10 protein-coding genes are annotated in these 12016 nt (G+C 45.0%); all 10 read left to right on the forward strand.

All coding sequences use genetic code 11. From position 1 onward, the window contains the following. Nucleotides 1-658, forward strand: a 658-nt coding sequence (crtC, locus tag H6F51_24940) for a cyanoexosortase C (protein MBD1825719.1), incomplete at its 5' end; no start/stop codon positions are given. A gap of 410 nt (nucleotides 659-1068) precedes the next feature. Next, nucleotides 1069-2880: an ABC transporter ATP-binding protein/permease gene (locus tag H6F51_24945; protein ID MBD1825720.1), complete on the forward strand. Its 1812-nt coding sequence runs from the start codon at nucleotides 1069-1071 to the stop codon at nucleotides 2878-2880. A 230-nt stretch (nucleotides 2881-3110) separates the two neighbouring features. Next, a complete protein-coding gene (locus H6F51_24950; GenBank protein MBD1825721.1) occupies nucleotides 3111-4112 on the forward strand; it encodes a glycosyltransferase in 1002 nt (333 codons plus the stop codon). Between the two features lie 38 nt (nucleotides 4113-4150). Then, nucleotides 4151-5074 carry a glycosyltransferase family 2 protein gene (locus H6F51_24955; protein MBD1825722.1) on the forward strand — a complete coding sequence of 308 codons (924 nt, stop codon included), beginning with the start codon at nucleotides 4151-4153 and terminating at the stop codon, nucleotides 5072-5074. Between the two features lie 24 nt (nucleotides 5075-5098). Further along, nucleotides 5099-6115: a glycosyltransferase gene (locus H6F51_24960; GenBank protein MBD1825723.1), complete on the forward strand. Its 1017-nt coding sequence runs from the start codon at nucleotides 5099-5101 to the stop codon at nucleotides 6113-6115. A 39-nt stretch (nucleotides 6116-6154) separates the two neighbouring features. After that, a complete protein-coding gene (locus H6F51_24965) occupies nucleotides 6155-7057 on the forward strand; it encodes a hypothetical protein (GenBank protein MBD1825724.1) in 903 nt (300 codons plus the stop codon). Beyond that, the gene (locus H6F51_24970; protein MBD1825725.1) at nucleotides 7054-8172 is read left to right on the forward strand and encodes a glycosyltransferase family 4 protein; all 1119 of its coding nucleotides are present in this window, start codon (nucleotides 7054-7056) and stop codon (nucleotides 8170-8172) included. Before H6F51_24965 ends, H6F51_24970 begins: the two co-directional genes overlap by 4 nt. A gap of 15 nt (nucleotides 8173-8187) precedes the next feature. Beyond that, entirely contained in the window at nucleotides 8188-10143 is a 1956-nt protein-coding gene (asnB, locus tag H6F51_24975; protein ID MBD1825726.1) for an asparagine synthase (glutamine-hydrolyzing), read from the forward strand. Between the two features lie 133 nt (nucleotides 10144-10276). Further along, entirely contained in the window at nucleotides 10277-11257 is a 981-nt protein-coding gene (locus H6F51_24980; protein ID MBD1825727.1) for a glycosyltransferase family 2 protein, read from the forward strand. Nucleotides 11258-11274: 17 nt separating this feature from the next. After that, nucleotides 11275-12016 (forward strand): FkbM family methyltransferase (locus H6F51_24985; GenBank protein MBD1825728.1); only part of this gene is annotated, 742 nt, incomplete at its 3' end.

Genomic DNA, 12016 nt, shown 5'->3' on the forward strand with positions numbered 1-12016 from the left:
TGAGGACGATCGCTTACTCGGGCATATCATAATTAGCTGTGGAATTGTTCTATCTCCGCTAGGCTTCTTCTCCGAATGGGCGCAACGATTGATCTTCATTCTGATCCTGAGCGGAATTGCGCTAAGCAGTTGGGGACTGTCTTTCTTTCGTCGCTATCCGTTACCGATCGCCTTACTTGGACTTGGACTATTCCCCCAGCCGACTGCGGTTGCAAAAAACTTGTGGCAAGTGTTCACGCCCCCCAGAATGCTAGAAAACTTGATGGCATGGAGCGGAACTGAAGGACTCAACGCGATCGGTCATGCTGCCGTTCAGAACGGAACCTGGATCACGCTGGCAGGAAAAACGGTCGATGTGGATTGGGGCTGTAGTGGATTTGACATGGCAACGATTTTAGCGGTCGCTAGTTTTGTACTGGGATTGTTTCTTAAACAAAGTCCAATCAAAATCACACTGATGATCGCGATCGGAATTGTTTTAGCCTTTATCGCGAATGTACCACGGATTATGTTGTTAGCCATGTCCGAAGCTTACTGGGGAAAATCTGCGTTTGAATTTTGGCATGGTTCTTGGGGGGGGCAGATCTTTTCTGGAATTCTATTCACGATTTACTATTACATTGCAATGGCGATCGCGAAACGAAAACCAGCCAAATAGCCCTTATTTTAAGCACCAGAATCATGATGATGGTTAAATTAAATAATCCAACAATTTCTTGAATAAAATAATCTACTGAGTCCAAAGCAAACTGCAAATTTTCTGTAAGTTCTGTCTAATTGACCACCAGCGATTTGCTTTAGGATTCTCCTGATTCAAGATCAACAAGCCGTAAAATAAAACATAGAAGTTTATCGCTCAATCAATTCAATAATTCTCTCTTGGAAAGGGGCTTTGACGGTCTGTAGATCTCAGTCTCTTCAGCGTAACTTTTTCTCAACATCGTTGAAAGAAGCCGAATAACGGAGAAGGTGTGACAAAAATTCAGAAGCTTAAATTGCTCTGTTTGCTATCTCAGTTCGCTAACACAAGACAGTAATCCAAGCCCTACAGTAAGAGGAGACTTCAGGTTGCAAAAACTCAGAACAACGCTTAATTCACCCGCTTATCGTTTGATTACAACGATCGCGTATCAGAATTGGAGTTTACTCGCGATTAACCTAATCACGAATGTGCTCAGTGCTGTGCTAGAAGGAAGCACTCTAGGTGTCATCTACCTGGCTGTTTCTATCCTTTCTCAAGGACAACAGAGCCAACAACCCCAACTTCTAAAGCAATTGCTATCGGCTTTCCCTCTAACTCAATCTCAACAATTTCTCGCATTATTGGGATGTGCTGTTCTCTTGCAAATTCTACTCGCGCTCAGCGGCTACACCAATAAATTGAGTACAGCTTATCTATCAGCAAGAGCACAACCCCAAGTCACAGGACGAATTTTCGAGCAAATTATGTCCTTCAGCTTTGCGTGTGCAAGCCGCTACAAAGTGGGCGATCTAGTGATGTTTGTGAATGACGCAGCAACAACTGTGAATCGCCAGATTCAGACAGTGAATGAGCTGATTGTCAGCCTCACATTCTCCAGCGTTTATGCTTTGGTTCTGATTCAGCTATCTCCTGCTCTTGCCCTAGTCGCTGTACTATTAGCACTTGCAGTGATTGGAGTACAGCAACGATTACTTCCTCGACTGCGATCGGCTGCTTTTCGGCTCAACTCTGCTCAAGTGGAGTTGTCTAAGCATATGACAGAGGACATTCAAGCGCTTAGATTGCTGCATACGTTCGGCACTCAGCAACGTGCGATCGCAGAAACGTTCCAGTTGCTTCATAACGTGCAGACACAACTCCAGAAACGAGCCAAGGTCTTTTATCTGCCAGAGCCGATTTTCGATGTGCTACCTGTGATTTCATTGGCAGTTCTAGCTAGCCTTGCGATGACGATCAGCAGTACACCTGAAAGCATCTTACCCTTACTCCTTACCTTTTTGTTAGCCTTACAGCGATTAGCAATCCGCTTACGAGGAGTTGCTGGGGCCTTCACTCAATTTGCTGACAACAGCGCAAATCTTCAAAGACTCAGTACAATCTTAGACAGACGTGATAAGCAGTTCGTAGCAATGGAAGGCGAGAGGTTTGAGTCACTGCAAACTGACATTGACTTCAAGCAGGTTAGCCTTTCGTACACAAATGACGAAAATTTTGTGCTGCAAAATCTAAGCTTCACGATTCCTAAAAATCAAGTGACGGCACTGGTAGGACAATCGGGAGCGGGTAAATCGTCGATCGTCGATCTATTAATCGGACTCTACCAACCGAATTTGGGGAAAATTGTTGTAAATGGCAAGAGTCTGCATCACTACAACCAATCTAGTTGGCGACAACACATCGGCGTAGTTAGCCAGGATACATTCATCTTTAACAACAGCATTTTGGAGAACTTACGCTATGGAATGCTAGACGCAACCTTTGAAGAAGTGGTAGAAGTGGCTCAAGCGGCTCAGGCACATGAGTTTATTCTGAGTTTGCCGGATGGATACGAAACGGTCGTAGGTGAACGAGGCTATCGTTTATCTGGGGGACAGCGCCAACGGCTAGCACTGGCAAGGGCGCTACTTAAACAGCCTGAAATCCTCATTCTCGATGAAGCGACCAGTGCATTAGATAGCGAATCAGAGCGATTGATTCAGCGAGCATTAGCGAAGTTTCAGCAAAACCGGACTGTGATTGTGATTGCTCATCGGCTGTCTACAATCGTAGACGCAGATCAAATTCTCGTTCTAGAGCGGGGACAGCTAGTAGAAGTAGGAAACCATCGGACATTGATGAAGCAGCAGGGACGATATTCTCACTACTGGAACTTGCAAACTCAAGGGGTAGCGACCTAGTTTGCAGATCGGTTCAAAGTGTAAATTCGCATTGGCGATCACGGGTCATGCAGGCGCAAACAGCAACGGTGAGTTCCAAAAATACCTGACCCAAACAATAGTGATAGAAAGCATCGATGAAACCCAACTATGGGTTGAAGACCAGCAGGGGATCGTCTTGTGACCTACTAATTCGCAGTTAACCATTTGACTTACTCTTCCCAATGGCTCAATCATTCTCAGTACAGATTATGAATCACCAATCTGCTCACCGCTCGACTATTACTCCTGTTATAGACACAGCATCGCGACCATTATGGTCTGTAATGATCCCAACTTACAACTGCGCTCACTATCTCCGCGAAACGCTAGCGAGTGTTTTAGCGCAAGCCCCCAGCACTGACCTAATGCAGATTGCAGTGATTGATGATTGCTCTACTCAGGATGATCCTCATGCTATCGTAAAAGCCTTAGGCAAAGGGCGAGTCGAGTTTTACCAGCAACCCAAGAATGTTGGGCATATCAGGAACTTTGAAACTTGTATAGAGCGCTCCAGAGGAAAGTTGATTCACCTTTTACACGGAGATGACTTGGTGCGAGTGGACTTTTACCGCAAAATGCAAGCCGCTTTCGAGCAGCGTCCAGATGTCGGAGCTGCGTTTTGCCGCCATATCTTCATGGATAGCCGTGGGCACTGGCAAACTTTATCCAATCTAGAACAATCCGAAAGCGGCATCTTAGACCAGTGGTTAGAGCGAATCGCAACCCATCAGCGAATTCAAACGCCCTCGATCGTGGTGCGTCGAGACGTTTACGAGCATCTCGGTGGGTATGATCGTCGAATTCGCCACTGGGGCGAAGACTGGGAAATGTGGGTGAGGATTGCCGCGAATTACCCAGTTTGGTATGAGGTAGAACCCCTCGCTATCTACCGAATGCACGACTCCTCTTTGACCGGACGTTCCGTTCGCACAGGTGAAAACATTCAAGACTTTCGCCAAGCAATTCATATTGTCAAAGATTATCTACCTAAAGAGTCGGCAAATCAGCTCTTCCGAACTGCTTTAGTCCTAATTGCATTTTCTGCGTTACAAACTGCTGAGCAGTTCATTGATAAACAAGATATGACGGCGGCGATGAACCAGATTCGAGAAGCATTGCGGTGTTATTCCTCACCCAGAATGAGGATCGCTGCTTATAAAAGCATGATTCGGATATGGCAACGATCGCTTCGCTCTCGACTCGCAATGTAGTTTATGGTCACTAATTGAGTGTTATTTGGTAGTGTGTTGTGAAACCTGATTTAAGCATTATTATTTGTGCTCACAATCCTCGACGAGCCTACTTAGATAAGGTACTTGCAGCTTTATTGTCTCAGACGTTGCCTTTGGAACAATGGGAATTGCTACTGGTTGATAACCAGAGCGATAAAGTTCTATCTGAAGAGATTGATCTAAGTTGGCATCCTCTAGCGCGTCATGTTCGAGAAGACCAGTTAGGACTAACAGTGGCACGCTTGAGAGGAATTCAAGAAGCTCAGGCTGAAACGCTGGTGTTTGTCGATGATGACAATGTTCTTGATGCAGATTATCTAGAAGTTGCACTACACATCAGCAAAGATTATCCTTTTATCGGGTCCTGGGGTGGGCAAATTCGACCGGAGTTTGAGACACCGCCGCCAGACTGGACACGAGCTTACTGGGATTTGCTCGCATTGCGGCAGTTCGATCGCGATCGCTGGTCAAATGACTTCTACGGTAATCCAGCCTTACCCTGTGGTGCGGGTTTATGCGTTCGTGAGTGTGTGGCTCGAAAGTATGCTGGCGTGACTCGAAAAGAGTCTAAACGACTACAGTTAGGTCGAAAAGGAAGTTCGTTCTCTTCTTGTGAAGATTCGGATCTTGCTTTGACTGCCTGTGATATTGGTTTAGGAGCCGGAAGTTTTATTAATCTAAAACTGACGCATCTGCTACCTGCTCATCGGTTACAGGAAGATTACTTGTTGAAGCTTGTTGAAGGAATTGCTCGCTCTAGCACTATCCTTAGATTTTTAAGAGAAGGAACTTTACCAGCGCAAAAGTCGAGATCGGAAAAGTTGTTTGAAGCTTACCGACTCATGCGAATTTCCAAGCGAGATCTTCGGTTTCATCAAGCGAGAGCCAGAGGAATTGCCACTGCGCTTGAGCAGATTAGAACCTTAGAAACAACCCGCTAACTTTTCCTTTGGAGTCATTTTTCTATGCCATACGCCTTGCTTAAAGATCTGCCACCGCCGCCGCTTGGGAAGACTGGGTATCCTTGGACTGAAGAAACCCTAGGTTCAGATCAAATCAATCCTGCTGAAAATCACCCTCGAATTAGCATTATTACACCTAGCTACAACCAGGGGCAGTTTATTGAAGAGACGATTCGCTCTGTTTTGTTGCAGAACTATCCTAATTTGGAGTACATCATCGTTGATGGTGGCAGCACAGACAACACCGTAGAGATTATTCAGAAATATGAGACTCAATTAGCGTATTGGGTGAGTGAGCGAGATCGAGGTCAAACTCACGCTATTACAAAAGGGTTAAGAAGAAGCACCGGGGAGATTTGGTCTTATCTAAACAGTGACGATTTGCTGTGTCCTGGTAGTCTAGAAAAAGTTGCAGAAAGCTTCAGAAACCCGGATGTGAATTGGTTAGGAGGGGTTTCGGAGATTTTTGATGAAACGGATCTCAAAGGGTATGTCGAACCACAGCGCCCATTGAACCGCCGAGATTATCTCACGCCGTGGCAGCGCGAAATTCAGTACGTCTTTCCTTGTTCAAATGTCTGCTTTATGCGACGACATCTACTTGAGCAATGTGGGGATTTTGATGAAAGCTACGACTATGGAATGGATATCGAATACTATGTGCGAGTCGTTTTCCAAACCGGGATCGAGCCGCAATTGATCCCTGATATTCTAGGTCGTTGGCGATGGCATCCACAGAGCAAAACATTGAAGCAAGGAATTGCGTATGGATTTCGAGAAGATGAAGTGCGGATGGCGCTTCAATATCTTCAGTGTTTAGACGAGCGCGATCGCCAAACGATCAAGCGCGAGATTCAAGAGCAGCAGAAGTGGCTTGCCGTTCGCAAAGCTGGATTTTATCAAAACCAAGGCAAGTCTGAATTAGCCTGGAGAGAACTCACATCACAGGTTGGGCTATCCGCTGCATTATCTGGATTCCGTCCCTGGTATGGCACAGCCCGGCGATTACTTTTGGCATAGATTCAATCGCGCTCTCAGTGTTGTTATAGGTGAATAAAAATGTCGATTGGTGGTTTGGTTCTGCAACTTCAACAAAAGTATCAACACGGCTTACCTACGGCTTACTACCGAGATGTGGTTCGACACCGCATTTTGAGTACTCAGCCGATATCTGGAACAACAGATCTGACTTGCGAAATCCATGTTTTAACTTCTAACTCAGATTGGCTAAACTTAGTTTGGGCGCTCAAGTCTTTTTATCAGTATTCTCAGCGAAAATATGCACTTTGCATTCATGACGATGGGACATTAACTCTGGAGGAAATTTCGACTTTACAGCAACACTTTCCAGATGCTCGTCTCATTCGTCGCTTATCAGCAGATGAGAAAGCTTTGAAGTTATTAGAAAATCATCCCCGTTGTCTAGAGTTTCGCAAAACGAATCGTCTCTCACCTAAAGTCTTCGATTTCGCTGCGTACTTAGAAAGCGATCGCATGTTGCTGCTCGACAGTGATATTTTGTTTTACCGATCGCCGATCGAGCTACTTCAGCGCATTGAAGACTCAAATTATTCGCTTAACACCGTCAATGGTGACATCGCTAATGCCTACACGGTTGATTTCGAGATGGTGCAAGAGAAATGTGGATTTGAGATGATTCAGAGGTTTAACTCTGGCTTAGGTCTAATTCACCGAGCATCACTGAATCTGGACTGGATCGAAGACTTTTTGGGTCTGCCTAGTATCATCGGGCATTTTTGGCAGATTGAACAAACGCTTTATGCTTTGTGCAGTTCTCGATTTGGAGGAGAGCTTTTGCCCGATGCTTACAATGTTCGCTTAGATCAAGGTATCGCAAATTCTCCGAGCCGTCACTATGTCGGAGCAATTCGACACTTGATGTACAGCGAAGGAATAAAGCAACTTGTGTGTCAAGGATTTCTCAAGGAGCTAGGCGGATGACATTACAGGCTTCACCCCTGAACGTTTTAATGCTGCCTGACTATCGAGAAGGCAATCCCTATCAGCAGCTTTTAGCAGACGCGATCGAACAAAACGACTGCAAGGTTAACTTTTATGGTAACTATCGCCGTGTCTTACCGATCTTTCGTGCCATTCAAGACCAAGCACACCGCCCCGATCTGCTACATCTTCACTGGCTAGAAAAGTACCTTAGAGGCGATAATCTTGTTCTCAGAAGTGCTTATGCCGCTAAGCTGATTGTTGATCTTTTGTTGGTACGAGCCACGGGAACGCGTTTGGTTTGGTCAATTCACGACCAGATTGAACATGATACGAAGTTTCCGATGATCGATCGCTGGACGAGGCGCATTTTAATTGGTCTTGCCGATCGGTTAATTTTTCACAATCACGTTGCACTCAACCATTATCAACAGCAGTACGCTTTTGATGTCACGAAAGCAGAAGTCATTCCTCACGGACATTATCGCGGAGTGTATGGAGGTGCGATCAGCTCAGCCCAAGCAAGACAACTTCTCGATCTTTCTCAACATAGACGGATTTATCTCAACTTAGGAATGCTGAAGCCGTATAAAGGCATCGAACAATTGCTACAAGTTTGGCAGAAGCATCACGCTCAACTACAAGGCAGTACCTTACTGATTGCAGGACAACCATTCGATCCAGATTATGAGCAAGCCTTAGCGAAATTAGCGGCGAATACAAAAAATGTTGTGTTTTACCCGCATTTTGTTGAAAGCGATCGCATTCACTTGTACCTGAGCGCGGCAGATTGCGTGGTTCTACCTTACAAAAATATTTTGACTTCGGGTAGCGCAATTTTAGCACTGTCATTCACGAAGCCGATCATTGCTCCCCGTCTGGGCGGAATTCCTGAATTGGTCGATACAGCAGATGCACTACTCTACGATCCTAATGATCCTCAAGGATTAGCCTTGGCCATTCAAAAAAGTGTGGAAGCCGATCTAAGCACGTTGCAACAGCGAATCGAACAAGCGTGCGATCGCTTGGATTGGAGCAGCATTGGGGCTAAAACGGCTGAGGTCTATCGGTCATGTTTGTTAAGCAATGGTCTTCTTCAAGTTCAAAAAAGCTAAAGAGCACTGATTATCATGTGTGGTATTGCTGGTGTATTGTCTGATTCTCTCATTCGCTCAGAAGCGATGTTGTCTGTGTTAAATCTGCTGCATCATCGAGGGCCAGATGCCGCTGGACAGTGGGCAAATGACTGTCTTTGGATGGGGCATACCCGTTTGGCAATTTTGGATTTGAGTCCAGCCGGGCAACAACCGATGAGCTACCAAAATAATCGCTATTGCATCACGTTCAACGGAGAAATCTATAACTATCTAGAGTTACGCGCAGAATTGTTGGATGCTGGACACCGCTTTGTGAGCTATAGCGATACTGAGGTCTTATTAGCTGCTTATGCTCACTGGGGAACAGATTGCTTAGCGAAATTGCGGGGAATGTTTGCGTTTGCAATCTGGGATCAAGTCGAGAAAACGCTATTTCTAGCTCGAGATCGAGCCGGTGAAAAGCCAATTTACTACTGGGCTGACGCTCACACGTTTTACTTTGCCTCTGAACTTAAAGCGCTTCTTGCTCTGTTGCCAAACACGCCGGAGCTAGATCCGGTTGCGATCGATCTATTTCTGCATTACCAATATGTTCCAGAACCTCGCACTCCGCTGCAAGGGATTCTCAAACTTCCAGCGGCTCACTATCTCCTGCTTCACGCCGACGATTTGCAAGTTCAGCCGAAACGGTACTGGAATTTAGCGCAAATTCAACCAATCATGGGCAATCCTGCTCAACTCATTCGGGATGAATTAGAACAAGTTGTTGAGTTAACCTTACGCTCAGATGTTCCGGTTGGGGTGGCGTTAAGTGGTGGGCTCGATTCAGGTGCGATCGCAGCACTGGCAGCTCCTAAATATAAAGATGTGCTTCAGGCATTTAGTGTGGGCTATCCGGGTAGACCTGCGTGTGATGAACGAGATCAAGCAGAAGCCCTGGCAAAACAGTTAGGGTTACCGTTTAACGAGGTCGAACTCCATCCAGAAGCCTTGGTGGAATTCTTTCCCGATTTAGTACGATCGATGGACGACCCGATCGCAGATATTGCAGCCTATGGTCACTATTCTGTAATGGAGCTCGCAGCCGACCAAGGCATCAAAGTGATGTTAAGTGGTATTGGGGGTGATGAGTTGTTTTGGGGCTATGACTGGGTTGTGGCTGCTACACACTTAACTCAGCAAAAACAATCTACTGCTTCAGCTAGTTCTCATTCAATCTGGGAAAGTGCTGATTCTTTAACTTATCTGCCGCTGTATCGTCGGCTGATGAATAGCCCCAAAGTGCCTGCAATGTTACGATCGCTCCTGCGCCAGATGTTAGAGAACAATCAGATTGCTCGACACCATCCGAATCAGGGCGTATTCTATAACATTCGGGCTGAGTTTAGAGATGCTTGGCATCATCACTCAACCCTCTACACTGAGGAATTTTTGGCAAAACTTCCGCCACGCAATCCGTTTCAGCCGTTTACACTCGCTCATGAGCATTGGGATGATGTTCCTAACCAAGTGACTCAACTGGTATTCGATACTTGGCTTGTGTCAAATTGTTTGGCTTTGGGCGATCGCACCAGTATGGCTTCTTCTCTGGAAGTCCGTTTACCCTTACTCGATCACAAACTGATTGAATTAGTGGTGGGTTTGCGTAAGAACAAATCCGATCTCGGTTTAGGGCATAAGTTCTGGTTAAAACAAGCGGTTAGAGATGTTCTGCCTGCGGAAGTTATTGATCGACCCAAAAGAGGATTTGAGCCGCCCTACGTCGATTGGATTCGGTCTTTGCTCGATCGCTATGGCGATTGGGTGCTGGATGGATACTTAGTGAATCTTGGCTTTTTCGTTCGCCCGTGTATTCAGAAGCTATTTAACCAGTATCGGCAGAACCTAGCAATGGTTTATAAACTGATCGTGCTAGAAGTTTGGTATCGCTCGATCGTCGTTCAGGAAAGTGAGCAGATTAATTTTACACAAGAACTTAGTAACGTCTAGAGCAAAATACTTGTGCTTAAATTATCATTTTTTCGAGGTTCCCATATCTATGATATGAATCAGCTTTTCGATCTAAACTACTTTTCGGCCTGTAATGATTTGGCGTGAAGATTGTAAATGACCTGGAACTAGAATGAAATCACACTTATCACTCATTGTTTGTACCTTCAACAACTGCGACTTATTAAGAAGCTGCTTGAACTGCTTGCGAGATCAGTATCTTGATTCAAAGCATTCCTTTGAGGTTCTAGTTGTTGATAACAATTCAACTGATACTACCAAACAGGTTGTAACTAGTTTTATCCAAGATGGTTTAATCCCAAGCCTTAAATATATTTTTGAGCCTAAAACTGGTTTAACAAACGCGCGTCTAGCAGGCTTATCTCATTCAACAAGTGATTGGATTGCCTTCATTGATGATGATGTCCGAATCAAAGAAGACTGGGTGTCTTCGGTTCTTGCCTTTGTTCAAGACCATCCCAAATCAGGAGTGGTCAGCGGAAAAATTCACCCTGAATATCTCGGTACCCCATCAACTGCTGCGCTGAAATGCGAGGCAGCTTTATGCAGGGTGGATTATGGAACACAAGAAATTCACTTCAAACCTGAAAGTCCAGCAATTCGATTTGCGGGTGCAGCAATTGTTTTTCAAAAGCAAGCCCTACTTGAAATAGGTTGGCTTGAAAAGCAATATTTAACGGACAGAGTTGGTAAAGCTTTAAGCTCTGGAGGAGACACAGAAATTATTCTTAGAATCAAAAACAAAGGTTGGGAGATTTGGTACACTCCAACTCTTTATGCAGTGCATTTAATTCCATCAACTCGAACAACCATCGAATATCTGTGTCGTCTACATCGCGGAATAGCTTGTACTAGTGCTCAATTAGACGCAATTGGAATGGAAGGAAAAGTTCCTTTAAGACATCAGTTGAAAAACTTAGCGCTTGCATTAGCTTTTACAGCTAGACGAATCGGCGCATGGACATTTCATGACTTATTACTGCGCCGACATCTTGGTGACAAAAGACTTGTTCAAATTTTTGAGGGGATTGGCAGAGTAGAAAGCTGTATCAGCTTTTTTCTAAATCCGCTTGATGTCAAAGATCTATCATAGTTAAAGGAAACGAGTTCATGATTGCTAAAAGAGTTTCTAACTTCATTGAGAACTCCTCTGCTTTAGGCGTTCTCAATTCACTCAGTCTGGTTTGGAATTTCTCACTTCTTAGGAAGAAGTTGTGTCCAGTTCTATTTCCTGGCTGTTCCCAACCTTTATATCTGCGTCAGCCTAGCTCAGATTTAGTGCTACTCAAACAGTTCCTTCCTGTCTTTCATAATTGGAAGCCCAAACAGTCACAGGTTCAAGTTGTGATTGATGCAGGAGCAAATATTGGGTTGTTCACAATCATGATGGCGAATCGCCATCCACAGGCAAGAATTATCGCGATCGAGCCTGATCAGGAAAACTTTGAGCTTCTGGTGCAGAATTGCAAGCCTTACAAGAATGTTGAGGTAATCCAGGCAGCGCTTTGGTATAAGAAAGAGCCACTGATGATTTCAAATCCAGCGGCAGGACATTGGGAGAGACAGGTTCAAACTAAACAAGATCAGTCAGCGATGACAATTGATGCCGTGACTGTTTCAGATATTCTAAAAGACTTTGGGATTGAAAAAATTGATGTCTTTAAAATTGACATTGAAGGTGCAGAAGGCCCCCTTTTCCAGCACAGCGATCTATCATGGCTCTCACAAGTTCAAGAAATGTTGGCTGAGTTGCATACCCTACCTGATATGGACGTTCAACAAGTCTTCTTTGATGCCTTGAGTCCTTACTCCTATTCTCAAGAAGAACTTGGGGAGTATGTTTGGCTATCTT

It is taken from the genome of Cyanobacteria bacterium FACHB-DQ100 (assembly GCA_014695195.1).
GTDB lineage: Bacteria > Cyanobacteriota > Cyanobacteriia > Leptolyngbyales > Leptolyngbyaceae > Leptolyngbya.

Bases quoted from the DNA above. Each gene is read 5' to 3' on its own strand.
- H6F51_24950 (MBD1825721.1), top strand. From the start codon at position 3,111: ATGAATCACCAATCTGCTCACCGCTCGACTATTACTCCTGTTATAGAC.
- H6F51_24960 (MBD1825723.1), top strand. From the start codon at position 5,099: ATGCCATACGCCTTGCTTAAAGATCTGCCACCGCCGCCGCTTGGGAAG.
- H6F51_24965 (MBD1825724.1), top strand. From the start codon at position 6,155: ATGTCGATTGGTGGTTTGGTTCTGCAACTTCAACAAAAGTATCAACAC.
- H6F51_24970 (MBD1825725.1), top strand. From the start codon at position 7,054: ATGACATTACAGGCTTCACCCCTGAACGTTTTAATGCTGCCTGACTAT.
- asnB (MBD1825726.1), top strand. From the start codon at position 8,188: ATGTGTGGTATTGCTGGTGTATTGTCTGATTCTCTCATTCGCTCAGAA.
- H6F51_24980 (MBD1825727.1), top strand. From the start codon at position 10,277: ATGAAATCACACTTATCACTCATTGTTTGTACCTTCAACAACTGCGAC.